This is a genomic window from Cellulomonas alba, assembly GCF_030362835.1.
GTDB classification, from domain to species: Bacteria; Actinomycetota; Actinomycetes; order Actinomycetales; family Cellulomonadaceae; genus Cellulomonas; species Cellulomonas alba.
The window spans coordinates 387,789-410,820 of sequence record NZ_JAUCGQ010000002.1; the positions used below are offsets into that span (position 1 = coordinate 387,789).

20 protein-coding genes and 1 pseudogene are annotated in these 23,032 nt (G+C 75.7%); 15 read left to right on the top strand and 6 right to left on the bottom strand.

Annotated features, from left to right (window positions below):
- Positions 1-16: 16 nt before the first annotated feature.
- Positions 17-1,336 (bottom strand): CapA family protein, encoded by a 1,320-nt coding sequence (locus tag QRT04_RS14495; protein WP_289456222.1) that lies wholly within the window; start codon positions 1,334-1,336, stop codon positions 17-19.
- A 128-nt stretch (positions 1,337-1,464) separates the two neighbouring features.
- Between QRT04_RS14495 and pgsA the strand changes: the two genes are divergently transcribed.
- The 3 genes from pgsA (at position 1,465) to QRT04_RS14510 (ending at position 3,231) form a co-directional block, all read left to right on the top strand.
- Positions 1,465-2,061: a CDP-diacylglycerol--glycerol-3-phosphate 3-phosphatidyltransferase gene (pgsA, locus tag QRT04_RS14500; RefSeq protein WP_289456223.1), complete on the top strand. Its 597-nt coding sequence runs from the start codon at positions 1,465-1,467 to the stop codon at positions 2,059-2,061.
- 79 nt (positions 2,062-2,140) lie between these two features.
- Positions 2,141-2,611 (top strand): CinA family protein, encoded by a 471-nt coding sequence (locus QRT04_RS14505; RefSeq protein WP_289456224.1) that lies wholly within the window; start codon positions 2,141-2,143, stop codon positions 2,609-2,611.
- A gap of 278 nt (positions 2,612-2,889) precedes the next feature.
- A complete protein-coding gene (locus tag QRT04_RS14510) occupies positions 2,890-3,231 on the top strand; it encodes a helix-turn-helix domain-containing protein (protein WP_289456225.1) in 342 nt (113 codons plus the stop codon).
- A gap of 131 nt (positions 3,232-3,362) precedes the next feature.
- On the opposite strand, the gene QRT04_RS14515 is transcribed toward QRT04_RS14510, so the two are convergent.
- Together QRT04_RS14515 and QRT04_RS14520 are read right to left on the bottom strand one after the other, a co-directional pair.
- The gene (locus QRT04_RS14515; protein WP_289456226.1) at positions 3,363-4,139 is read right to left on the bottom strand and encodes a DNA-formamidopyrimidine glycosylase family protein; all 777 of its coding nucleotides are present in this window, start codon (positions 4,137-4,139) and stop codon (positions 3,363-3,365) included.
- A 7-nt stretch (positions 4,140-4,146) separates the two neighbouring features.
- Positions 4,147-9,003: an ATP-dependent helicase gene (locus QRT04_RS14520; protein ID WP_289456227.1), complete on the bottom strand. Its 4,857-nt coding sequence runs from the start codon at positions 9,001-9,003 to the stop codon at positions 4,147-4,149.
- An 87-nt stretch (positions 9,004-9,090) separates the two neighbouring features.
- Between QRT04_RS14520 and QRT04_RS14525 the strand changes: the two genes are divergently transcribed.
- The 7 genes and pseudogenes from QRT04_RS14525 to miaB all read left to right on the top strand — a co-directional run bounded on the left by QRT04_RS14525 (position 9,091) and on the right by miaB (position 17,497).
- Entirely contained in the window at positions 9,091-9,324 is a 234-nt protein-coding gene (locus tag QRT04_RS14525) for a DUF3046 domain-containing protein (RefSeq protein WP_289456229.1), read from the top strand.
- 48 nt (positions 9,325-9,372) lie between these two features.
- Positions 9,373-11,415: an alkaline phosphatase family protein gene (locus tag QRT04_RS14530; protein ID WP_289456230.1), complete on the top strand. Its 2,043-nt coding sequence runs from the start codon at positions 9,373-9,375 to the stop codon at positions 11,413-11,415.
- On the top strand, positions 11,412-12,269 hold the full coding sequence (locus QRT04_RS14535; protein ID WP_289456232.1) for an MBL fold metallo-hydrolase: 858 nt from the start codon (positions 11,412-11,414) through the stop codon (positions 12,267-12,269). Before QRT04_RS14530 ends, QRT04_RS14535 begins: the two co-directional genes overlap by 4 nt.
- Before the next feature lie 258 nt (positions 12,270-12,527).
- Positions 12,528-13,541: pseudogene (recA, locus tag QRT04_RS14540) on the top strand (recombinase RecA); the annotation flags it as partial.
- A 35-nt stretch (positions 13,542-13,576) separates the two neighbouring features.
- Positions 13,577-14,164 (top strand): regulatory protein RecX, encoded by a 588-nt coding sequence (locus QRT04_RS14545; protein WP_289456376.1) that lies wholly within the window; start codon positions 13,577-13,579, stop codon positions 14,162-14,164.
- A 94-nt stretch (positions 14,165-14,258) separates the two neighbouring features.
- The gene (gene rny / locus QRT04_RS14550; protein WP_289456233.1) at positions 14,259-15,788 is read left to right on the top strand and encodes a ribonuclease Y; all 1,530 of its coding nucleotides are present in this window, start codon (positions 14,259-14,261) and stop codon (positions 15,786-15,788) included.
- A gap of 113 nt (positions 15,789-15,901) precedes the next feature.
- Positions 15,902-17,497, top strand: coding sequence for a tRNA (N6-isopentenyl adenosine(37)-C2)-methylthiotransferase MiaB (gene miaB, locus QRT04_RS14555; RefSeq protein ID WP_289456234.1), 1,596 nt, complete (start codon positions 15,902-15,904; stop codon positions 17,495-17,497).
- Positions 17,498-17,508: 11 nt separating this feature from the next.
- Here the strand turns inward: miaB and QRT04_RS14560 are convergent, their stop codons facing one another.
- Both QRT04_RS14560 and QRT04_RS14565 read right to left on the bottom strand, forming a co-directional pair.
- Positions 17,509-18,030 carry a type III secretion system chaperone family protein gene (locus QRT04_RS14560; protein ID WP_289456236.1) on the bottom strand — a complete coding sequence of 174 codons (522 nt, stop codon included), beginning with the start codon at positions 18,028-18,030 and terminating at the stop codon, positions 17,509-17,511.
- Positions 18,027-18,647 (bottom strand): type III secretion system chaperone family protein, encoded by a 621-nt coding sequence (locus tag QRT04_RS14565; RefSeq protein WP_289456238.1) that lies wholly within the window; start codon positions 18,645-18,647, stop codon positions 18,027-18,029. Before QRT04_RS14565 ends, QRT04_RS14560 begins: the two co-directional genes overlap by 4 nt.
- Positions 18,648-18,793: 146 nt before the next feature.
- On the opposite strand from QRT04_RS14565, the gene QRT04_RS14570 reads away from it, so the two are divergent.
- The 5 genes from QRT04_RS14570 to QRT04_RS14590 all read left to right on the top strand — a co-directional run bounded on the left by QRT04_RS14570 (position 18,794) and on the right by QRT04_RS14590 (position 22,397).
- The gene (locus QRT04_RS14570; protein ID WP_289456239.1) at positions 18,794-19,312 is read left to right on the top strand and encodes a type III secretion system chaperone family protein; all 519 of its coding nucleotides are present in this window, start codon (positions 18,794-18,796) and stop codon (positions 19,310-19,312) included.
- Positions 19,313-19,373: 61 nt separating this feature from the next.
- Positions 19,374-20,132 (top strand): class III extradiol ring-cleavage dioxygenase family protein, encoded by a 759-nt coding sequence (locus QRT04_RS14575; RefSeq protein WP_289456240.1) that lies wholly within the window; start codon positions 19,374-19,376, stop codon positions 20,130-20,132.
- Positions 20,129-21,088, top strand: a complete 960-nt coding sequence (gene miaA / locus QRT04_RS14580; protein ID WP_289456241.1) for a tRNA (adenosine(37)-N6)-dimethylallyltransferase MiaA — start codon at positions 20,129-20,131, stop codon at positions 21,086-21,088. Before QRT04_RS14575 ends, miaA begins: the two co-directional genes overlap by 4 nt.
- The gene (gene dapF / locus QRT04_RS14585) at positions 21,085-22,044 is read left to right on the top strand and encodes a diaminopimelate epimerase (protein WP_289456242.1); all 960 of its coding nucleotides are present in this window, start codon (positions 21,085-21,087) and stop codon (positions 22,042-22,044) included. Before miaA ends, dapF begins: the two co-directional genes overlap by 4 nt.
- The gene (locus QRT04_RS14590; RefSeq protein WP_289456243.1) at positions 22,044-22,397 is read left to right on the top strand and encodes a thioredoxin family protein; all 354 of its coding nucleotides are present in this window, start codon (positions 22,044-22,046) and stop codon (positions 22,395-22,397) included. Before dapF ends, QRT04_RS14590 begins: the two co-directional genes overlap by 1 nt.
- Before the next feature lie 10 nt (positions 22,398-22,407).
- Here QRT04_RS14590 and QRT04_RS14595 read toward each other — a convergent pair whose 3' ends face one another.
- On the bottom strand, positions 22,408-23,025 hold the full coding sequence (locus QRT04_RS14595; protein WP_289456244.1) for a class I SAM-dependent methyltransferase: 618 nt from the start codon (positions 23,023-23,025) through the stop codon (positions 22,408-22,410).
- Positions 23,026-23,032: the final 7 nt, after the last annotated feature.

Genomic DNA, 23,032 nt, shown 5'->3' on the forward strand with positions numbered 1-23,032 from the left:
TGGCCACCGGTCCGCGTCAGCCGGCGCGCTGGACCACCACGGGCGGCGGCCCGGTCGGGGTCTCGGGCTCGGTGCGCATCGGCGCGGCGTCGCCCGCCGCGTGCTCGACCCGGGCGAGCCGCTGCGACACCTGCGTCGCCGTCAGGTGCGTCGAGCCCTCCGGGATGTCGGTCAGTGCGTGCACCTGGTGGCCGCCGAGCCGGTCGACCGTGATCGGCGTGTACTCCACCCCGGTCACGCGCGCCGGGCCGGCCGGTCTGCCGGTCGCGGGGTCCGCGGCGGGGCTCGTCACGTGCGCGGTCAGCAGGATCCCCGAGTCGGTGCTCGCGACGCAGCAGTCGCCGTCCTGGTTGGAGACGTAGTTGCCGAGGCCGTACGCGACCCACATGCCGGCACCGCCGGGGCCGCCCGCCAGCTTGACGACGGGCTGGGGCACGTGGGCGTGGTGGCCGATGACGAGGTCGAACTCGCCCGAGTCGGCGAGCTGCTGGTCGATGAGCTGCTGCTGCGACGTGGGCGACGTCTGGTACTCGACGCAGCAGTGCACGCTCGCGACGACGATGTCCGCGCCCGCGGCCCGCGCCGCCTTGGCCTGCGCGACCATCGCCGGCACGTCGATCATGTTCAGCGACCACGGCTTGTCCGCGTCGACCGGCATGCCGTTCGTGCCGTAGGTCGCGGAGACGTGCGCGACCGTGATCGTCTGGCCCGCGCGCTCCAGCTGGTAGAGCTGCGGCTGCGCCTGCTCGGCGGCGGTCCGCGCGGTGCCGTCGTGGCCGAGGCCGACGGCGTCGAAGGCGTCCAGCGTCGCCTTGACCCCGGCGAAGCCGCGGTCGACCGAGTGGTTCGACGCCGTGGAGCACCCGTCCCAGCCCTGCGCCTTCAGCGCCGCGGCGAGCTGCTTCGGACCGCCGAAGATCGGGTACCCGGTCGGCTTGCCGTTCGGCGCGATCGGCGTCTCCATGTGGCAGATCGCCAGGTCGGCGCCCTGGATCCACGGGTCCATCGGAGCGAGCAGCTTCGAGAAGTCGTACCCGCCGCCCTTCGTCCGGGCGTCGGCGACGACGCCGCCGTGCGGGAGGACATCACCGGCGGCGACGATGCTGAACTGCGCGTCGGGCAGGCGAGTGGGGGTCGGTGACGGCGTGGGCGTCGCGCCCGCGCCGGGGTGGCTGGCCGTCGCGCCGGCGGTCGGCGGCACCGCGGCCAGAGCCTCGTCGGCCCCGGAGGGTCGGAGCGCCGCAGCGGTCGCTCCGGCGCACGTCAGCAGAAGGGCGAGCACCGCCATCAGGACGATCTGGGGCGACCGCCGTGCCGAGCGGGCGTGGCGAGTCACAGGCGGACTGTAGTCGTTCGACTCAGGAATCCCGGGTGACGAGCGTCCCGGTTCACCCGTTCGTCAGGACGCGGCCTGGGTGGCAGCGCCTGGCGAGGTCGGCGTGGCGGCCCCCGTAGGCTGTCCGCGTGTCCGACGCCGTCCCCCTTGCCGCGCCGCGGTGGACCGTGGCGAACACCCTCACGGTCCTGCGCATCGCGGTCGTCCCGTTCTTCGTCTGGGCGCTCGTCGCGGCCGGGGACGACGGGGTGGGCCTCCGGCTGGTCGCGACGGCACTGTTCGTCGCGGCGGCGCTGACCGATCGCCTCGACGGCTGGCTGGCCCGCCGGAACGGGCAGGTCACGGACCTGGGCAAGCTGCTCGACCCGATCGCGGACAAGCTGCTGATGGGCGCTGCGCTCGTGACGCTGTCCGCGCTGGGCGACCTCCAGTGGTGGATCACCGTGGTGATCCTCGTGCGGGAGATCGGCATCACCGTGATGCGACTGTTCATGCTCCGCTACCTGGTGCTCCCCGCGTCGCGGGGCGGCAAGGCGAAGACGGTGCTGCAGTCCGTCGCGATCGGGCTCTACCTGCTGCCGCTCGGGCACCTGCCCGGCTGGTTGTCGGTCGTCGCAGCCGTGCTCATGGGCGCGGCGGTGGTCGTGACGGTCGTCACGGGCGTCGACTACCTGCGCGCCGCGGCGCGCATCCGGCGCGCGGCGCGCCGCGTGGGCCCGGCGTGACGAGCCCGCACCCCCGGGGCCCGACGACCGGCACGGTCGATCGCGGCGAGGCGTCCGCGACTCGGCGCGCGGACCAGGCGTGACTAGCCTCCCGCGCGACGTGCTCGCCGCCCTCGGTGACCGCGGCTGGACGCTCGCCGTGGCCGAGTCGCTCACGGGCGGGCTCGTGTGCGCGACGCTCGTCACGGTGCCCGGCGCGTCGACCGTGCTGCGCGGCGGCGTCGTGGCGTACGCGACCGACCTGAAGGCGGCGCTGCTCGCGGTCGACGAGGCGCTGCTCGCCGAGCGGGGCGCGGTCGACGCGGACGTCGCGGTCGCGATGGCGGCCGGCGTCCGCGACCGGCTGACGGCCGACGTGGGCATCGCGACGACGGGTGTGGCCGGGCCCGACCCGCAGGACGGCAAGGCGCCCGGCACGGTGCACGTGGCGGTCGTGACGCCGGGCGGCGTGCACCAGCGCGAGCTGCAACTCGGCGGCGACCGGGCCGCTGTGCGCGCTGCGACGGTCGACGCCGCGCTCCGGCTCGCGCTCGAGTCGCTCCGCGCCTGACGGGACGCCGCCCCCCGTCCTGCACCGCGCGTGCGTTCCCGGGTGAAGTTGCGGGCGGCCGCCAGGACGCGCGGCGCTGTGCCCGCTGGCGCGGGAACACGCGGGGGAGTCGGCACGTTGCAACGACCGTGATGAACTCCAGGCCGCCCGCCCGGCGGTACACCGCGCGCGTCAGTGGCGCACGGTACGGTGGAAGCCTCCCGGTGAAGGGACAACCGGGGATGGTCGCGGTGGCTCAAGGTCCCGGCAAGGTGCACGACACGAAGGGGGGAGCCCGCATGGTCGTTCTTCGTCGCGAGATCGGCGACGTGCTGCGTGACGCGCGTCAGCGCCAGGGCCGCACCCTGCGTGAGGTGTCGTCGGCAGCGCGTGTGTCCCTCGGCTACCTCTCCGAGGTGGAGCGTGGGCAGAAGGAAGCGTCGTCAGAGCTGCTGAGCAGCATCTGCGAGGCGCTGGACGTCCCGATGTCGCTCGTGCTTCGCGAGGTCAGCGACCGGGTCGCGGTGGCCGAGGGTCTGCTGATCCCGGACACCATCCCGGCAGAGCTGGCCGCGTCGATCGGCGGCTCGTCGGACGGCGGGTGGGCGCGGTCGCGCTCCGAGCTCGCACCGATCGGCTAGTCGCCGATCGCCTGACGTCACGGCCCGCGGACCTGGTGGTCCGCGGGCCGTCGTCGTTCCTCGAGGCGCGGCCCGTCCCGCGGCCACGGCTCGGGGCGCGCTCCGGGCTCCACCCGAAGCACGGGCTCGGCTCAGCGCGCACCGCGGGCGGTGGGCTTCGGCTGGCACGTCGGGCAGGAGAAGATCGGCCTCTGCATCGGCGGCTGACGCGCCTGCCCGACGGCGATGGGCGTTCCGCAGCGGGGGCACGGCATCCGCAGCCGGCCGTGCACGTGCCCGGGCGCAGCGCCGGCGGCCACGGCGCGCTGCATCAGGTGCCGCGCGCGCAGCACGAGGCGACGCGGGTCGGGCACCTCGTCCGCGGCGAGCCACGGCCACAGGCGCTCCGCGAACAGGGACTCCGCGGTGTAGATCGTGCCGAGCCCGGCGAGCACCGTCTGGTCGAGGAGCACCTCGGCGACGGGCGTGGCGCCGCGTGCGGCGAACCGCCGAAGGATCTCGTCGAGGTCGAGCTCGTCCGCGAGCACGTCCGGGCCGAGGTGGCCGAGCAGCGAGCCCTCGTCGCGCGTGGGCACGACGTCCAGCATCCCGAGGTCGTGCCCCAGCGCGGTCCAGTCGGCTGCACCGAGCAGCGCGCGCGTGCGGGGCGAGCGGCCGGCCGCGGCGGACGAGCCGGTGCGGGCGATCTCCCAGCGGCCGTCCATGCGCAGGTGCGTGTGCAGCGTCCTGCCGTCGTCGAACCGCGTCAGCAGGTGCTTGCCGTACGGCACGTTGGCGAGCACGGTCCGCCCGACCAGGTTCGTTCCGGCGGCGCTCGGCCAGCGCAGCTCGGCGCGCACCAGGGTCCGGCCGGCGAGCGCCTGGTCGAGGCGCGCGGACACCCGCCGCAGGACGTCTCCCTCGGGCATCGCGTCCTCAGGCCCGGCCGGTCAGCCGCAGGCCGCGCGGCGTCGGGGTGAAGCCGGCGTCGACCAGGGCACGGCCGAGCGGACCGCGCAGGGCGCCGTCGGCGAGCACCTCCTCGCCGTCGATGCGCGTCACGGTCAGCCGGCCGAGCGCGCGGCCACGGACCGTCGCGGCGAGCGCGCGTGCCGCGAGGTCGAGCTCGGCCTGGTCGGCGGTGAATGTCAGGGCCGTCCGGCCGCCGCGCTCGAGGTAGAGGGCGAGGCCGCCGTCGACGATCACGACGAGCGCGCCCGCCTTGCGCCCCGGCCGGTGGCCCGTCGCCTGCCCGGTGGCGTCGGCCGCGGGCCACGGCAGCGCCGCGCCGTACGGGTTGGCGGGGTCGGTCGCGGCCAGCACGACGGCGAGCGGCCCGGCAGCCGCCGCCCCGGCGGAGTCGCGGTCCAGCGTCTGAGCGTCCGCGCGGAGCCGGTCGACGGCGCCGGTCTGCGCGAACTGCGAGCCACCGAGGCCCTCGACGAAGTACCCGCGACGGACCTGACCCGACTGCTCGAGCGCCGCGAGCACGCGGTACACGTCCGCGAACCGCGCGCCGACGCCCTCGGCGGGGGCGACGGCCCGCGTGAGCACGCCGTGCCGGTCGAGGAGCTGCGCCGCGAGGGCGTGCGCGCGCAGCGTCGGGTCCTTCTCGCGCTCCGTGAGCAGCGACCACCGGCCGCCCGACTCGGGCGGCAGGGAGGCGGCCCGACTCGCGGCACCCGCGGCCCGCATCGCCGCGCGGACGCCCAGCCGCGGAGGCAGCGCTCTGCCGCGCGGCGTCGGTGACCGGGTGGGGTGCGCGGTGCTGCCGCTGCCGAGCCAGGCGCGCAGCGGCGCCAGCCCGTCGTTCGTCACGCGGCCCGCCCACACGAGGTCCCACACGGCGCGCGTCACGTCGGCGGTGGTCGCCTGCTCGGCCACGTCGTCAGGGGCGGCGGCGGAGAGGTGCGCGCGCACGCGGTCCGTCAGCGGCCCGACGAACCACGCGCCGCCACCGTCGAGCGCGCCGAGCACCGCGCGGTGCAGCGGCGTGCCGACGCGCTCGTCGTCAGGGTCGACGGCGGCGAGCGTGAGGTCGGCGACCGACGTCGGGTGCAGCGACACGAGCCCGTCGTGCCCCGGCAGCGAGCCGTGGCCCGCCCACGTCACCTCGCCCGCGGCCGTCAGCTCGTCGAGCATCGCAGGCGTGTAGTCGACGACGCGTGCCGGCAGGACGTGCGACTCGAGCGCGGAGGCCGGCACGACCGCACCCGCGAGCTGCTCGATGGCCCGCGCGAGCCCGTCGACCCCGCGCAGTGCGCCGACGCCCTGCCAACGCGGCAGGAAGACCCCCAGCGCCCGGGGCGGGACCGGCTCCACCTCGGCCCGCAGAGCCGCGAGGGAGCGCCGGCGCAGCGTGCGCAGCACCTCCGCGTCGCAGAACTCGTCGCCGGTGCCGCCGAGCACGTCGGGCCGCAGCCGACCCTGGACCACGACGCCCGCGGACTCGAGCCGCCTCAGCGCGTCGGCCGCGATCGCCACGCCCCACCCGAAGCGTGCCGCGACCTCGGCCGCGGTGAACGGCCCGCGCGTGCGCGCGTGCCGACGGACGAGGTCGGCGACCGGGTCGGGCAGCACCTCCGTGAACACCTCGGGCACACCCACGGGGAGCGCCACGCCGAGCGCGTCCCGCAGGCGCCCGGCGTCCTCGATCGCGGCCCACTGCTCCGCGCGGTCCGCCGGGACGCCGCCGACACGCACGCCGATCACCCGGCGGGCGGCCGCGAGCTCCGCGAGCCAGGCGGCGGTCTCTCCCCGCACCTCCGGCCGCACCCGCGCCTCGAGGTCGGCGAGCGGCAGCGGACCGTGGCGGCGAACGGCGTCCGCGAGCTGCTCGAGCGTCCCCGCCTGGCGGTCCGGCGCCGTGCCGGCCAGCTCGGCCTCGGTGCGGAGCACGGCCTGGGGGTCGAGGAGATCCGCGAGCTGCGACTCGCCGCCCTGGCCGAGCAGCTCCGCGAGCAGCGTCGGGTCGAGCGTCAGCGCGGCGGCTCGGCGCTCGGCCAGCGGCGCGTCGCCCTCGTAGAGGAACTGCGCGGTGTAGCCGAAGAGCAGGGCCTGCGCGAACGGCGACGGCTGCGGCGTCGTGACCTCGACGACGCGCACGCGGCCCGTGCGCACGTCGCGCATGAGCTCCGCGAGCGCGTCGGTGTCGAAGTCGTCCTGCACGCACTCGCGGACGGCCTCGAGCAGGATCGGGAAGTCGGGGTACTGCGCGGCGACGGTGAGGAGCTGAGCCGAGCGCTGCCGCTGCTGCCACAGCGGCTGCCGCCGGTCGGGACGCCGTCGGGGGAGCAGCAGCGCGCGACTCGCCGCCTCCCGGAAGCGCGCGCCGAACAGTGCCGACGACCCGAGCTCCGCGCGCACCGCGTCCAGCACGTCCTCGGGATCGATCAGGAGGTCGTCCACCCCGACGACGGGACCGCCCGCGCCGAGGAACGGGTCGTCGGGGCCGTCGGGCAGCAGGCCGGCGTCGAGCACGTCGGGCAGGCGCAGCACGATGCCGTCGTCCGAGTGCATCGCGGACGCGTCGACGCCGTAGCGCTCGCGCAGGCGCGCGCCGAGCACGACGGCCCACGGGGCGTGCACGCGCGCGCCGTACGGCGAGTGCACCACCACGCGCCAGTCGCCGAGCTCGTCGCGGAACCGCTCGACGACGATCGCGTCGTCCGACGGCACGGTGCCGGTCGCGTCACGCTGGGCGCCCACGTACGCGAGCAGGTTGTCGGTGGCCCACTCGTCGAGCCCCGACGCGGCGACGCGTGCGCGCGCGGCGTCGGGGGCGAGCGTCGCGACCTCGCGGACCCAGGCGCCCATCGCGCGCCCGAGCTCCGCCGGCCGGCCGGGCGCGTCGCCCTTCCAGAAGGGGAGCCGGCCCGGGACGCCGGGCGCGGGCGTCACGAGCACCCGGTCCGGCGTGATGTCGTCGATCCGCCACGTGCTCGAGCCGAGCGTGAACGTGTCGCCGACGCGCGACTCGTAGACCATCTCCTCGTCGAGCTCACCGACGCGCTTGCCGCCGCGGACCCGGCCACCCGTCGTCTCGGCATCGACCGGCACCTCGCTCGTGGCGCTCCCGGAGGCGAGGAACACACCGAACAGGCCGCGGTCCGGGATCGTGCCGCCGCTCGTCACGGCCAGCCGCAGCGCGCCCGGCCGGGCGGTGAGCACGTCGCGCGCGCGGTCCCAGACGATGCGCGGCCGCAGCTCGGCGAACTCCTCGCTCGGGTACCGCCCCGCCAGCATGTCGAGCACCGCGTGCAGCGTCGCGTCGCCGAGCGTCGCGAAGGGCGCCGAACGCCGGACGACCGCGGCGAGGTCGTCGACGTGCCAGTCCTCGACCGCGACCATCGCGACCACCTGCTGCGCGAGCACGTCGAGCGGGTTGCGCGGCACGGCCAGAGCCTCGAGCGCGCCGGAACGCATGCGCTCCGCCGTCACCGCGGCGGCCACGAGCTCGCCGCGGAACGTCGGGAAGACGACACCGCGCGACACCGCGCCGACCTGGTGCCCCGCGCGGCCGATCCGCTGCAGGCCGCTCGCGACCGAGGGCGGCGCCCCCACCTGGACGACGAGGTCGACCGCGCCCATGTCGATGCCGAGCTCGAGGGAGCTGGTCGCCACGACGGCCGGCAGGCGGCCCGCCTTGAGCTCGGACTCGGTCCGGGTGCGCTCCGCGCGGCTCATCGACCCGTGGTGGGCGCGCGCGAGGATCGTCGCCGCGTCGCGCACGTCGACCCCGACCGCCGTGCCCGACTGCCCGGGCGCGGCCGCGGGCCGCAGGTCGCCCGGCTGGGGGACGTCCTCGCCCTGCCGCTCGGCCCACACCTCGTTCATGCGCGCCGTGAGTCGCTCCGCGCCGCGCCGCGAGTTCGTGAACACGAGCGTCGAGCGGTGCTCCGCGACGAGGTCGACGACGCGCTCCTCGACGTGGGGCCAGACCGACGGCGACCGCGGCGTCGAGTACGCGTCCCCGGTGAGGTCCGGCTCCGCGGGCGCGCCGCCGGGCGTGGGCGCCGACCGCAGGTCGCTGAGGTCGGGCACGGGCACCACGACGTCGACCTCGATGCGCTTGGTCGACGGCGGCTGCACCACGACGATCTCTCGGCCGCCGTCGGCTGCGGCGCGCGCGCCGCCGAGGAAGTGCGCCACCGCGTCGACAGGCCGCACGGTGGCAGACAGCCCGACGCGCTGCGCCGGTCCCGGCCCGTCGGGGCGGTCGAGCAGCGCGTCGAGGCGCTCGAGCGACAGCGCGAGGTGCGCACCTCGCTTGGTGCCCGCCACCGCGTGGATCTCGTCGACGATCACCGTGTGCACGCCCGCGAGGCCCGCGCGGGCACCCGACGTGAGCACGAGGTACAGCGACTCGGGCGTCGTGATGAGGATGTCCGGCGGGTGCGTCGCGAACGCGCGCCGCTCGGCGGGCGGCGTGTCGCCGGTGCGGATGCCGACCTGCACGTCGCGCAGCCCGACGCCGAGCCGCTGCGCGGCCTGCCGGATGCCGACCAGCGGCGAGCGCAGGTTGCGCTCGACGTCGGTGGCGAGCGCCTTGAGCGGCGACACGTACACGACGCGGCAGCGCTGCGCGGGGTCGTCGGGCGCGGGCTGCGTCACGAGCCCGTCGAGCGCCCACAGGAAGGCCGCGAGCGTCTTGCCGGACCCCGTCGGTGCCACGACGAGCGCGTGCTGCCCGCCCGCGACGGCCGACCACGCGCCGAGCTGCGCGGCGGTGGGCGCGTCGAACGCGCCTTCGAACCACGCGCGCGTCGCGTCGGAGAACCGGTCGAGGACCACGCCGCCATTCTGGCGGCGCCCACCGACACCCACCCGTCAGGGGTGACGACCCGCCGACCACTGCCCGGCCGATGGCAGGCTGAGCCCGTGAGGTACCGAGAGTTCTGGCAGCTGGTCGACGAGGTGCTCGGCGAGGCGCAGGGGCGCGAGATCGTCCGCACGTTCGTCGTCGGCGCGCTCGGCCACCGCACCGCGCAGGCCGCGCTCGACGACGGCGAGGAGCCGCGCACCGTCTGGCACGCGCTGTGCGACGAGCTCGCGATCCCCGAGTCCCGCCGCTGGGGCCTGGACCCGCACCGGCAGGCGCCGCCGCGCCGCTGACACCCGACCGCCGCGCCGGGCGTCCGGCGCCCGCCGACGAGGAGCACGATGGCCGCACGTGACTGGCGCCCGACGGTCGCCGACCTGATCGACGCCGCGGTGGGTCTCGCGACGACGGCCCTCGGGCTCGGGGTCGCGGTCGCGCTCGTCGACGGCGTCTCGGCGTCCAGCTGGCTGCCCGTGATCGGTGCGGCGCTCCTCGTGGGCGTCGGCGACTGGCTGCTGCGCGCCCCGCTGCGGCTGCTCGCGGGCTGGGCGGGCGCGATGGGCGCGTTCGTGGCGGGCCTCGCGGCGCAGGTCGCGATCGTGTGGCTCGCGCTCGTCGTCATGCCGGGCATCGGCGTCCGGTCGGGGTGGTCGGTGCTGGCCGTCCTCGTCATCGCGGCGATCGTGATGGCCGCCGCCCGCTGGGTGTGGGGCTCGAACGACAGCGAGTACGTCGTGGCCGACGTGCTGCGGCGCGCCCGCCGGCGGGCCCGGCGCGCCGGCGTCGACCCGCGGCCGGCGCACCGCGAGCCCGGGATGCTCGTCGTCCAGCTCGACGGCGTCGCCCACCCGGTGCTCGAGCAGGCCATCGAGGCCGGGCTCGCGCCGACCGTGCAGCGGTGGCTCGAGAGCGGCACGCACAGCCTCGAGCGCTGGTGGGCGCGCATCCCGTCGACGACGCCCGCGAGCATGGCGGGCCTGCTGCACGGCGACAGCACGCAGATCCCGGCGTTCCGGTGGTGGGACCGCGACCTGGCGCGGCTCGTCGTCACGAACCACCCGGCGGACGCCGCGCTCGTGGAGCGGCGGCTCACGACGGGCAAGGGGCTGCTCGCGGGCGGGGGCACGGCGGTGTCGACGATGTTCTCGGGCGACGCGGCGCAGACGTACCTCGTCATGAGCCGGACGCGCGCGAAGGGTCCGGACGGCGAGCCGTCGGGTCTGGGGCCGGGGCCGTCGTTCCTGCGGTTCTTCGCGAGCCCGTTCGTGCTCGCGCGCGCGGTGAGCCTGACGCTCGGCGAGATGGCGAAGGAGCTGTTCCAGGCGCGGGCGCAGCGCGTGCGTGGCGTCGAGCCGCGGATCGGCCGCGGTGGCTGGTACGTCGTGCTGCGCGGCGTGACGAACGTGCTGATGCGCGACCTGTCGACGTCGCTCGTCGCCGAGGCGCTGATGCGCGGCGACCCGACGGTCTACGTCGACCTCGTGGACTACGACGAGATCGCGCACCACGCGGGCCCGACGCGGCCCGAGTCGCTGCGCGCGCTCGAGGGGCTGGACCGCGTGCTCGGGATCTTCGAGCGCGTCGCCGCCGCCGCGCCGCGCGACTACGCGATCGTCGTCGTCTCCGACCACGGCCAGGCACTCGGCGCGCCGTTCGAGCAGCTCGGGGGAGCGTCGCTCCTCGACGTCGTGCGCGACCTCATGGCGGCGCCCGCGGCCTCCGGCGTGCACGCGGGTGACGGCGAGGACTGGGGCCCGCTGAACGCGCTGCTGACGAGCACGCTGCCGTCGGCGGGCGTCGGACCCGACCGTGACCGCGCCGACCCGGGCGCGCCCGGCGTGCCCGACGTGGTCACGGTGGCATCCGGCAACCTCGGCCTCGTGTGGTTCCCGCACGAGCCGCGCCGGCTGTCGTTCGAGGACCTGCAGGTGCGGTGGCCCGGGCTCGTGGCAGGGCTCGCGGCACGGCAGGGCGTCGGCGTCGTGGTCGTGGACAGCGCGCGCGGTCTCGTCGCGGTCGGCCGGTCGGGGCTCGTCCTGCTCGAGCACGACGACGCCGAGCCCGAGGGCGACGACCCGCTCGCCGGGTACGCGCCCCGGGCGCGCGCCGACCTGGCCCGGGCGGCGCGGCTCGAGCACAGCGGCGACCTGCTGGTGGTCTCCGCCGTGTCGCCGCGCGGCCACGTCCACGCGTTCGAGGAGCAGGTCGGCTCGCACGGCGGGATCGGCGGCGACCAGAACTCGGCGCTCCTCCTGCACCCGGTCGCGTGGGAGGTGGCGGACGAGCTGCGCACGCCGGTCGGGGACGGGGCGCTGCTCGTGGGCGCCGAGTCGGTGCACGCGCAGCTGGTCCGCTGGCTGGTCGACGCGGGCCTCCGCGCATGACGAGCGGGGACGCCGAGGCACCCGGGCCGACGGCCGCGGAGCCCGGACGGGCGGCGCCGTCGTCGGTTCCCCGCGCCGACGCCGCCGGCCCCGCCCTCGTCGTCCGGTGGCTCGGCCACGCGACGGCCGTGCTCGACGTGGCGGGCGCGCGCCTCGTGACGGACCCGCTGCTGCGCCGGCACGCGGGGCTGCTGCGCCGGCGCGGGACGCAGCCGGACGCGCGAGGCTGGGCGGACCCGCACGCGGTGCTCCTGTCGCACCTGCACCACGACCATGCCGAGCTCGGCTCGCTCGGCCTCGTGCACGACGCGCCCGTGCTCAGCGGCGCGGCGAACGCGCGGTGGCTGCGTGCGCACGGTGTCGAGGGGGTCGCCGTCGGCGAGCGGTCCTGGTGGCGCGTGCCTGGGACGGCGGTGGAGGTGCGCCTGCTGCCGGCGGTGCACGCCCACCGGCCCATGCCGCACCGGCCCAACGCCGCGCACGGGTTCCTGGTGCGCGGCGGCGGGCGCGTCGTCTGGTTCCCCGGCGACACCGCGCGGTACCCGGCGATGGCGGACCTCCCGGCGCTCGCGGGCGGGGCGATCGACCTCGCGCTCGTCCCGGTTGGCGGGTGGGGGCCGCGGCTGTCCGGCGGCCACATGGACCCGGTCGAGGCGGCGCGTGCGTGCGCCGCGGTCGGTGCGCGCACGGCGGTGCCGGTGCACTGGGGCACGCTGCACGCGCCGGTCTCGGGGCAGCTGCCGCCGGGCTGGATGGACGAGGCGGGCCCGGCGTTCGCGGTCGCGGTCCGCCGGCTGGCGCCGCGCTGCCGGCCCGTCGTGCTGCGCCCGGGCGAGGCGTACGCGGTGCCGTGAGGCGGCTCGCCGATCGAGGGCGGACGCCTCCTGCGACACGACGGCGTGTCGCAGACATCGAACACACGTTCGTCTAGGGTGGTGCCCACGGGTGAGACGGCTGAGCCGCCCACAGCCCCGGCCGGACAGGTACCGGCCACAGGGGAGAGGCGGCCCGGACGGCATGTCGGTGGTCGGGCATAGCGTCACCCGCGACATCAAGGACCAGCCCCCGCAGGCGCAGCGACGCACGCTGCACGAGACGACGAGGTGGGAAACATGCCCGCACCCCAGGACCGCGAGAAGGCCCTCGAGGCCGCCCTCAGCCAGATCGACCGCCAGTTCGGCAAGGGCTCGATCATGCGCCTCGGCGACGAGGGGCGCGCCCCCGTCGAGGTCATCCCCACCGGCTCGATCGCGCTCGACGTCGCGCTCGGCATCGGCGGGCTCCCGCGTGGCCGCATCATCGAGGTCTACGGCCCCGAGTCCTCCGGCAAGACGACGGTCGCGCTCCACGCGGTCGCGAACGCGCAGCGCGCGGGCGGCATCGCGGCGTTCATCGACGCGGAGCACGCGCTCGACCCCGAGTACGCCAAGAAGCTGGGCGTCGACACGGACGCGCTCCTGGTCTCGCAGCCGGACACGGGTGAGCAGGCGCTCGAGATCATGGACATGCTGATTCGCTCCGGCGCGATCGACATCATCGTCATCGACTCGGTCGCGGCGCTCGTGCCGAAGGCGGAGATCGAGGGGGAGATGGGCGACAGCCACGTCGGCCTCCAGGCGCGGCTGATGTCGCAGGCGCTCCGCAAGATCACGGGTGCGCTGAACCAGTCGGGCACCACCGCGATCTTCATCAACCAGCTGCGCGAGAAGATCGGCGTGTTCTTTGGCTCGCCCGAGACGACGACCGGTGGCAAGGCGCTCAAGTTCTACGCGTCGGTCCGCATGGACATCCGACGCATCGAGACCCTCAAGGAGGGTACGGACGCGGTCGGCAACCGCACGCGCGTCAAGGTCGTCAAGAACAAGCTCGCGCCGCCGTTCAAGCAGGCCGAGTTCGACATCCTGTACGGCGTCGGCATCTCCCGCGAGGGCAGCCTGATCGACCTCGGCGTCGAGCACGGGTTCATCCGCAAGTCGGGTGCGTGGTTCACGTACGAGGGCGACCAGCTCGGCCAGGGCAAGGAGAACGCGCGCAAGTTCCTGCGCGACAACCCCGACCTCGCCGAAGAGATCGACAAGAAGATCAAGGAGAAGCTCGGCATCGGTGCGCGCCTCGACGCGCCGGCCGACGTTCCCCCGCCGGTCGACTTCTGACGATGGCGATGACGCACCGTCGGAGGCGGCCGGCTGACGAGCCGCCTCCGACGGGAGCGGCTGCGCTTGATGCGGAGCCCGACCAGGAGCAGGTCGCACGAGCGATCGCGCTACGCCTGCTGACGGGCGCACCGCGCAGCCGAGCCCAGCTCGAGGAGGCGATGGCGCGGCGCGACGTCCCTGAGGGGGTCGCATCGGCGGTGCTCGACCGGTTCACCGAGGTGGGCCTCGTCGACGACGCGGAGTACGCCCGGATGCTGGTCCGGACGCGGCACGCGGAGCGCGGGCTGTCCCGGCGCGCGCTTGCCGTCGAGCTGCGGCGCAAGGGGATCGGCGACGACCTTGCGGCTGAGGCGCTCGACGAGGTCGACGAGGACGACGAGGAGGCGACCGCGCGCCGCCTCGTGCGCCGGAAGCTCATGGCGACGGCCGGGCTCGACGCCCAGGTGCAGGCGCGCCGCACCTACGCGGCGCTCGGCCGCAAGGGCTACCCACCGGGACTCGTCGCCCGGCTGATCCGCGAGGAGCTCGCCACCGCCGGTTTCGCGGCGACGGGCTGGGACGCAGGCGAGGACGAGGTCAGCGGGGGACGCTGACCCGGCTCGCAGCGCCCCGTTCGAGACGGATGTCCGGAACCCCCGCGCGCTCGTTCGTGGCGGGCTCGGCGATGCGCGCAACGGTCCCGGTGGCGTGAGCGACAATGTGCGGGCACGGCGCCTCGACGGGCGCCTGCACGGCGCCCGGGGAGGTGCGATGGACGAGGGCGTGATCGGCACGGTCATCGGCCTTCTGGGCGCATGCCTCGTCGCGCTGATCCTGGTGCTCGTGGCGCGCCGCGAGGCCAACGCTCAGCGAGCGAAGGCGGAGCGCGACGTCGCGGCGATCAAGGACGAGGCGCGCGCCCTCCTGGTCGACGTCCAGCGCCGCGAGACCCGCCTCGCCGAGCGGGAGAACGTGGTCGCGACCGACCAGGCGCAGGTCGCCGAGCTCGAGCGCTCGGCGCGCGCACGCGTCGCCGACGTGGCCCGCGCCGAGGAGGACGTGGCGAAGCGCCTCGCGGAGGCGGATCGCCAGGCGGTCGCCGAGCTCGAGGCCGTGACGGGGCTGACGGCCGCCGAGGCGCGCGAGGAGCTCACCCGCCGCATCGTGGACCAGGCGCAGAACGACGCGTCTGCGCGCGTCCGCCGTGCCGAGGCGCAGGCGCGCCGGACGGCCGAGAACCGCGCGAGGCGCATCGTGGCCACGGCGGTGCAGCGCACCGCGGTCGCGACGAGCACGCAGTCCGCACTCACCGTGCTGCCACTGCCGTCGGACGAGATGAAGGGCCGCATCATCGGCAAGGAGGGGCGCAACATCCGCGCCTTCGAGGCGCTCACCGGCGTCAACGTGCTGATCGACGAGCAGCCCGAGTCCGTCGTCCTGTCGTGCTTCGACGCCGAGCGCCGCGAGGTCGCCCAGGTCGCGCTCGAGGCGCTCATGGCGGACGGCCGGATCCACCCCCAGCGGATCGAGGCCGCGTACGCGGAGGCGCTCGCGGGCGCCGACGAGCGGACGGACGCCGCCGGCCACGAGGCCGCCGAGCGCGCGGGCGTCACCGGGCTGCACCCGTCCCTCGTCCGGACGCTCGGCCGGCTGCGTCTGCGCACGTCGTACGGCCAGAACGTGCTCGAGCACCTCGTCGAGTCCGCGCTGCTGGCCGCGGCCGTCGCGGCGGAGCTGGGAGTGGACGTCGAGGTCGCGCGCCGCGCTGCGTTCCTGCACGACATCGGCAAGGCGCTCACCAACGAGGTCCCGGGGACGCACGCCGCCGTCGGGGCCGACCTCGCACGTCGCCACGGCGAGGACGAGGCCGTGGTCAACGGCATCGCGGCGCACCACGACGAGGTCGCGCCCGAGACCGTCGAGGCGGTGGTCGTGCAGATCGTCGACGCCATCTCGGCGTCGCGACCCGGTGCGCGCCGCGAGGAGCTCGACCAGTACGTCGAGCGCATGGACAAGCTCGAGCGGCTCGTCACCGAGCACCCTGGCGTGCGTCGCGCGCTGGCGATGTCGGCCGGCCGCGAGGTGCGCGTGGTCGTCGAGCCGTCCGAGGTGGGGGACCGCGAGCTCCCGCAGCTCGCCGTCGCGATCGCCCGGCACATCGAGGCCGACCTCACGTACCCGGGCGAGATCACCGTCACGGTGGTCCGCGAGATCCGGGCCAGCGCCACGGCCGGCTGAGGCGCCGCGCGCCAGTTGCCGACTGCCCACGCCCACCGGCTCACGTCGCGCGGCCGACCCGGGCCGGGCGCTCGTTCGAGAGTCCCGCCACGGCGCACGTACCCTTGACGGTGATGTCCACGACCCTGTCCGCGCCTGCCCTGCCGACGACGACGCCGGCGGTCGACGCCCCGCTGCCCGAGCGTCCGCGCACGTACCTCGTCAAGACGCTCGGCTGCCAGATGAACGTGCACGACTCCGAGCACATGGCCGGGCTCCTCGAGCACGCCGGCTACGTCGCCGCGACGCCGGGCGACGCGGCCGCGGAGGACGCCGACGTCATCGTCATCAACACGTGCGCGGTGCGCGAGAACGCGGCCGACAAGCTCTACGGCAACCTCGGCCGGCTCGCCGGCATGAAGCGCGCGCGTCCGGGCATGCAGATCGCCGTCGGCGGCTGCCTCGCCCAGAAGGACCGCGCGGGCATCGTCGAGCGTGCGCCGTGGGTCGACGTGGTCTTCGGCACGCACAACCTCGACGTCCTGCCGGTGCTCCTCGAACGCGCGCGCCACAACGCCCGCGCCGAGGTGGAGATCGCCGAGTCGCTCCAGGTCTTCCCGTCGACGCTCCCGACCCGGCGCGAGTCCGTCTATGCGGGCTGGGTGTCGATCAGCGTCGGGTGCAACAACACCTGCACGTTCTGCATCGTCCCGCACCTGCGTGGCAAGGAGCGCGACCGCCGGCCCGGCGAGATCCTCGCCGAGGTCGACGCGCTCGTGCAGCAGGGCGCCATCGAGGTGACGCTGCTCGGTCAGAACGTCAACAGCTACGGCGTCGAGTTCGGCGACCGGCAGGCGTTCGCCAAGCTGCTGCGCGCGGCCGGCGCGGTCCAGGGCCTGGAGCGGCTGCGCTTCACGTCGCCGCACCCCGCGTCCTTCACGGACGACGTCATCGACGCGATGGCGCAGACGCCGACCGTCATGCCGCAGCTGCACATGCCGCTGCAGTCGGGTTCCGACCGGGTCCTGCGAGCGATGCGGCGGTCCTACCGGTCCGAGCGGTTCCTCGGGATCCTCGACCGCGTCCGCGCCGCGATGCCGGACGCTGCCATCACGACCGACATCATCGTCGGCTTCCCGGGCGAGACCGAGGAGGACTTCGCCGAGACGCTGCGGGTGGTCGAGGAGTCGCGGTTCGCGTCGGCGTTCACGTTCCAGTACTCACCGCGCCCGGGCACCCCCGCGGCCGACCTGCCGGACCAGCTGCCCAAGGCGGTCGTGCAGGAGCGGTACGAGCGACTCGTCGCCCTCCAGGAGCGCATCTCGACCGAGGAGAACGTCGCGCAGGTCGGCCGGACGATCGAGGTGCTCGTCGCCGAGGGCGAGGGCCGCAAGGACGGCGCGACGCACCGCATCTCGGGACGTGCCGCGGACAACCGGCTCGTGCATCTCGCGCTCCCGCAGGGGCGTCACCCCGACGACGCGCCGCGCCCGGGCGACCTCGTCACCGTGGCCGTCACGCACGGCGCGCCGCACCACCTGGTTGCCGACTCGGCGCTCACCGGCGGACCGTTCGCGGTGCGCCGGACGCGCGCGGGCGACGCATGGGAGCGCCGGCAGTCGGGCGAGGACGAGCACAGCCACGGCACGGGCGACGCGTGCGGCACCGGTGCCGGGCCGGCGGGACCCGTGGTCCTCGGGCTGCCGACGATCGGCGTGCCCGCCCGCTGACGCGACCGGCGTCAGTTGTCCGGCACGTCCGGGTCGCCGGCGTCGTCCTGCGGCAGCACGGAGTCGAGCGCGCTGAACATCTGCACGCCGGTCCCGAGCCCGCACGCGATGAGCTGCGCGAGCTGCTGGTCCGTCGCGCCGACCTCGAGGTCGCTCGACACCTCGGAGTACAGCGCGAGCTGGCCCTCCTCCTCGCGGACGTACGCCTTCGGCCAGATCCGGTCGCGGTTCCAGTCGTTGAGCGCGAGGGTGACGGCGCGGCGTTGCTCGAGCGGCATCGTGCGGTGCCACCGGCCGCGGACCTGCACGATCTCCTGGTGCTCGCCGAGGAGCAGGAACCAGAACCTCGAGCCGTCCCACGTGCCGGTCAGGTCCCCGTCGTCGTCGATGACGAACCGGTAGCCGCGCCCGAGCAGGTAGTCCGCGACCCGGTCCCGCGTCACGATGCGAGGCGGCTCGTCGTCGGCCCGCTTCGTGGGCTTGGGCATGCCGCCGAGCATGCGCAGGAGCCAGAGCCCGGACCGGTTGCTCATGGCGCGCTCCCGGCGGGGTCGGGGTACCGCTCGTCGAGCGAGTCGAAGAACATGCTGCCGGTCGACAACCCGCAGAACAGCGTCTGGCTCAGCTGCTCGTCCGTGGCGCCGTGCTCGAGGTCGGTCGCGACCTCGGCGACGACGTGCACGCGGCCGTTGTCGCGGACCCGCAGGTAGGCCTTGGGCCAGATGCGCTCGGCGTTCCACTCGTTGCAGATGTCGAGCACCTCCTCGAGCCGGTCGATGGAGACCTCGCGGTGCCACTGGCCGCGGACCTGGAGGATCTCCGACTTCTCGCCGAACAGGAAGAAGTAGAACAGGCGCCCCCGCCACAGGCCGCCGAGGTCGCCGTCGTTGTCGACGAAGTAGCTGAACTCGTTCGCCGTCATCCACGCCGCGATCCGCGCGGGCGTCACCGGCGTCGGGTTCTCCTGCGCCGGCTCTGCGACGCCGAGCTCGCGCGCCAGGAGGGCCGCGACCTCGTCGTGCAGCTCGGCGTCGCTGACGGGTTCGGTGCGTGCCGGCCCGCGGCCGGACGGTGCACCGCGTCGAACCGCGCCACCGCGCCCGGCAGCCCCTGGCCGCCGGCGGCGGAAGCGGTCGACGAACGACGACATGCGCCGACCCTACCCGGCGCATCCGACACGAGGGGGAGCCGCGTCGGACGTCCGGCCGACGACCGCCGCCCCGTGCCGGGTAGGGTCCTCGGATCACTTCGTCCGGTCGCCGTGCCCCTCGGCGACCACGACCAGAACGGCGCCGCATGGGACTCTTCAGCCGCTCCGAGCCCGATCCGCAGCCCGCGTCGGCGTCAGCGACACCGACGTCGGGGTCGCTCGCCCCGCTGACGCGCGACCGGATCGCGCGGGCGCTCGAGGCGCGCGGGTACACGTACGGCATCGATGCCGACGGCGACATCGGCGGGCGCTGGGACGACCACGTCTTCTACTTCCTGCGCATCGGGCCGCAGCGGGAGGTGCTGCAGGTGCGCGGCCGGTGGAACCGGTCGGTCCCCGCCACCGAGCTCGCGGCCGTGCTGGAGCTCGCCAACGCGTGGAACACCGACACGATCTTCCCCAAGGTCTACGTGCGCGTGGAGGCCGGCGAGCTGGGCGTGTACGGCGAGCTCGCCGTCGACTACGAGCACGGCGTGAGCGACGAGCAGATCGACCTGCACCTCGGCTGCGGGGTCTCGCTGACGCTGTCGTTCTTCGAGCGGCTCGACGAGCGCTACCCGGACGCCGTCGAGGCGGCGCGGGTCCGGTCCGCCGAGCAGGGCTGACCGGGCGGCCCCGCGCCTGACGCGACCGGACCGACGAGCGGCGCCGGGTACGGTTCGGCCCATGCTCGTCGCCGCGGCACTCGTGCCCGACACCGCCCTGCTCGTGCCCGGTGTCGCCGGTGCCGCCGACCCGGCTCGCACGCTCGCGGTGGCCGCCGCGCGGGCCGTCGAGGCCGCGACGCGGGAGGCCGACGTCGTGGTCGTGGTCGCGCCGGGGCCGACCGACCGGGAGCTCGTCGGCGACGTTCCCGGCACGTTCGCGCCGGTCGGAGTGCCCGATCGCGCGCTGCGCGCCCCGCTCCCCGTGCTGATCGCGGGCGCTGACGCGCCCGACGGCGGGCCACCGACGTCGACCGGCGTCCCCGCGCCCGCGACGGCGGTGGCGATCCACCTGCTCGCGGGTGCGGGCTGCACGCGGGCGCGCCTCGTCGAGGTCGCCCGCGGCTCCGCGGACGGTCGGGCGGACCGCCTCCACGCGCTGGGTCGCGAGCTCGCCGGCTCAGGCACGCGCCGGACCGCGCTCGTCGTGGTGGGTTCCGCGAGCGGCCGCCACGGTCCCGACGCGCCCCTCGCGGACGACCCACGCGCCCCGGGCTACGACGCCGAGCTGCTGGCCGGTCTCGCGCAGGGCGGCGAGGAGGCGCGCGCGCGGCTCGCCACCCTCGACGCCGCGCTCGCCGTGGAGCTCGCGGTGACCGGATGGGCACCCTGGCAGGTGCTCGTCGGCGCAGCCGCGGCCACCGCGGTCGCCGCGGAGCTCGTCCACGCCGAGGTCCTCGCGGGCGCCCAGCACGCGGTGCTGCTCTGGCGGTGCGCATGACGCCGCTCGTCGTCGCCGTCGTCGGGCCGACCGCGACCGGCAAGTCGGACCTCGCGCTCGCGCTCGCCGAGCACCTGGGCGGCGAGGTGGTGAACGCCGACGCGCTGCAGCTCTACCGCGGCATGGACGTCGGCACGGCCAAGCTGACGCTCGCGGAGCGGCGCGGCATCCCGCACCACCTGCTCGACGTGCTCGACCCGCACGAGGAGGCGTCGGTCGCGGAGTACCAGGCACAGGCGCGTGCCGCCCTCACAGACATCGCGGACCTCGGTCACCGGGCGGTGGCGGTCGGAGGCTCCGGCCTGTACGTGCGGGCCCTGCTGGACCACCTCGAGTTCCCCGGCACGGACGCGACGGTCCGGGCCGAGCTCGAGGCGCGCGTCGAGGCCGAGGGTGCCCGCGCGCTGCACGCCGAGCTCGAGCGGCTCGACCCGACCGCGGCCGCGAACATCGGCCCTCGCAACGCGCGGCGGACCGTGCGCGCGCTCGAGGTGATCCGGCTGACGGGCCGCCCGTACTCGGCGAGCCTCCCGCAGCACGTGTACGAGGTGCCCGCGATCCAGCTCGGTCTCGACTGCGACCGCGCGGTGCTCGACGCCCGGATCGAGTCGCGCGTCGCCCGGATGTGGGACCGCGGCCTGGTCGAGGAGGTGCGGACGCTGCTCGACGCCGGGCTCGGCCGCACCGCGTCGCGCGCCGTCGGCTACGCCGAGGTGGTGGCGATGCTGCGCGGGGAGCTCGACGAGGCGGGGGCGCGGGCCGCGATCGCGGCGGGCACCCGCCGCCTGGCGCGCAAGCAGATGGGCTGGTTCGGCCGCGACCCGCGCGTGCACTGGCTGGACGCGCAGGACCCGGACCTGGTGGAACGTGCGCTCGCGCTCGTCGCGGCGGCCGACTCGGGCACGCTCGGCACGGCCACGGACGACCCTGCGCCGCGCCGTAGTCTGGGTTCATGACGACGACCGCGCCCGCCGCAGCCCCTGGCCGTACGGCGACGCTCCGCGTCACGAAGGGCCACGGCACGCAGAACGACTTCGTCCTGCTCGACGACCGCGACGCCGCGCTCGACCTGACGCCCGAGCTCGTCCGCGCGCTCGCGGACCGTCGGGCGGGCGTCGGCGGCGACGGCGTCATCCGCGTCGTCCCGTCGACGGCGCTCCCCGAGGGCGCCGACGTGCTCGCCGTCGAGCCGGCCGCCGCGTGGTTCATGGACTACCGCAACGCCGACGGGTCCGTCGCCGAGATGTGCGGCAACGGCGTGCGCGTCTTCGCGCGGTTCCTTGAGCAGCTCGGGCTCTGGGACGGCGCCGGCGAGCTCCCGGTCGGCACGCGCGCAGGCGTGGTGCGGCTCCGCCGCGTCCCCGCGCCGGACGGCACGCGCTGGTACGCGGCCGACATGGGCAGGTGGCACCTGCCGGGCGGTCAGCGCGCGGCGGACGACGGGTTCGACTCCGAGGTCGAGGTCGCGGGCCTCGACGTCGCGCGTCCTGCGCTGAGCGTCGATCTCGGCAACCCGCACACGGTGATCGCGCTGCGCGACGAGGACGAGCTCCGCGCCGTCGACCTCACGCGCGCCCCGCAGGTCAGCCCCCTCCCGCCGCACGGCACCAACGTCGAGCTCGTCGTCCCGCTCGGTGAGTCCACCGACGCCGACGGCCGCACGGTCGGCCGCGTGCGCATGCGCGTGCACGAGCGCGGTGTCGGCGAGACGCGGTCGTGCGGCACGGGTGCGTGCGCGGCGGCGCTCGCGGTCCGCACCTGGGCGGGTGCCGGCGCTCCGGACGTCTGGTTCGTCGAGGTTCCGGGCGGCACGGTGCGCGTCACGTCGCTGCCCGACGGCCATGTCGAGCTCGCCGGACCGGCCGTGCTCGTGGCCGACGGCTCGGTCGACCTCGCGGCGATCGGCGCCTGATGGCAGGGCCCGACGCCGATCCTGCCGCCCAGCCGGTCCTCGGACCCGACGACCTGGGCATCCCGCTGGCCGAGGTCGCGACGCTCGTCCAGTTCTCGTCGACGTTCTGCGCGCCGTGCCGCAGCACGCGCCACGTGCTCGAGCGGGTGGCGGCGACCGCGCCGGGCGTCACGCACGTCGACCTCGACGTCGCCGATCACCTCGCGCTCGGCGAGCGGCTCGCGATCGACGTCACCCCGACAGTGCTCGTGCTCGACGCCGCGGGTCGCGTCGTGCGTCGCGCGACCGGTGTGCCGACGCTTGCGCACGTGCGTGCGGCGATCGACCAGGCCTCGGGGCGGCGCGCCGGCTGACGGGCCGCCCTCAGGACCGGCTGCGAGCCGCGCGGGCCTCGAGCAGGCGGAAGCCCCTCGCCGACGCGACGCGGTCGACCTCGAGCCCGAGCTCGCTCGCGATCCAGCGCTGCAGCGAGTCGGCGCCGAGGTTGCGCCCGACGACGAGATGAGCGAGGCCGCCGTCGTCGAGCCGCGGCAGCCACCGCGCGAGCAGCCCGTGCAGCGCCTCCTTGCCGACACGGATCGGCGGGTTCGACCAGAGCGCCGCGAAGCGGACGTCGTCCGGGACGTCGTCGGGCAGGGCCGCCACCACCGTGGTGAGCCCGAGCCGCTCCGCATTGCGGCGTACCAGGTCGAGCGCGCGCTCGTTGACGTCGACCGCCCAGACCCGCGCCTGCGGCGCCTCGAGGGCCATCGTCAGCGCCAGCGGCCCCCACCCGCAGCCGAGGTCGAGCAGGTCGCCGTGCTGCGGCGGCGCCGGCACCTCGTCGAGCAGGACCCGCGTGCCGCCGTCCACGTGGTCGGGGGAGAAGACGCCACCCGCCGTCTCGACGTCGACGTCGCGGCCGGCCAGCCGCACCCGGATCGTGCGGCGCTCGTCCGCCGAGGCCGGTCGCGCGGTGAAGTAGTGGTCCTGACCGGTCATGACGGCC

Coding starts and splice junctions, on each gene's coding strand:
- dapF (WP_289456242.1), top strand. CDS start 21,085: ATGACGACGACCGCGCCCGCCGCAGCCCCTGGCCGTACGGCGACGCTC.
- QRT04_RS14545 (WP_289456376.1), top strand. CDS start 13,577: ATGACGCACCGTCGGAGGCGGCCGGCTGACGAGCCGCCTCCGACGGGA.
- QRT04_RS14575 (WP_289456240.1), top strand. CDS start 19,374: ATGCTCGTCGCCGCGGCACTCGTGCCCGACACCGCCCTGCTCGTGCCC.
- QRT04_RS14530 (WP_289456230.1), top strand. CDS start 9,373: ATGGCCGCACGTGACTGGCGCCCGACGGTCGCCGACCTGATCGACGCC.
- QRT04_RS14515 (WP_289456226.1), bottom strand. CDS start 4,139: ATGCCCGAGGGAGACGTCCTGCGGCGGGTGTCCGCGCGCCTCGACCAG.
- QRT04_RS14595 (WP_289456244.1), bottom strand. CDS start 23,025: ATGACCGGTCAGGACCACTACTTCACCGCGCGACCGGCCTCGGCGGAC.
- miaB (WP_289456234.1), top strand. CDS start 15,902: ATGTCCACGACCCTGTCCGCGCCTGCCCTGCCGACGACGACGCCGGCG.
- QRT04_RS14535 (WP_289456232.1), top strand. CDS start 11,412: ATGACGAGCGGGGACGCCGAGGCACCCGGGCCGACGGCCGCGGAGCCC.
- QRT04_RS14510 (WP_289456225.1), top strand. CDS start 2,890: ATGGTCGTTCTTCGTCGCGAGATCGGCGACGTGCTGCGTGACGCGCGT.
- QRT04_RS14570 (WP_289456239.1), top strand. CDS start 18,794: ATGGGACTCTTCAGCCGCTCCGAGCCCGATCCGCAGCCCGCGTCGGCG.
- miaA (WP_289456241.1), top strand. CDS start 20,129: ATGACGCCGCTCGTCGTCGCCGTCGTCGGGCCGACCGCGACCGGCAAG.
- QRT04_RS14565 (WP_289456238.1), bottom strand. CDS start 18,647: ATGTCGTCGTTCGTCGACCGCTTCCGCCGCCGGCGGCCAGGGGCTGCC.
- QRT04_RS14590 (WP_289456243.1), top strand. CDS start 22,044: ATGGCAGGGCCCGACGCCGATCCTGCCGCCCAGCCGGTCCTCGGACCC.
- QRT04_RS14560 (WP_289456236.1), bottom strand. CDS start 18,030: ATGAGCAACCGGTCCGGGCTCTGGCTCCTGCGCATGCTCGGCGGCATG.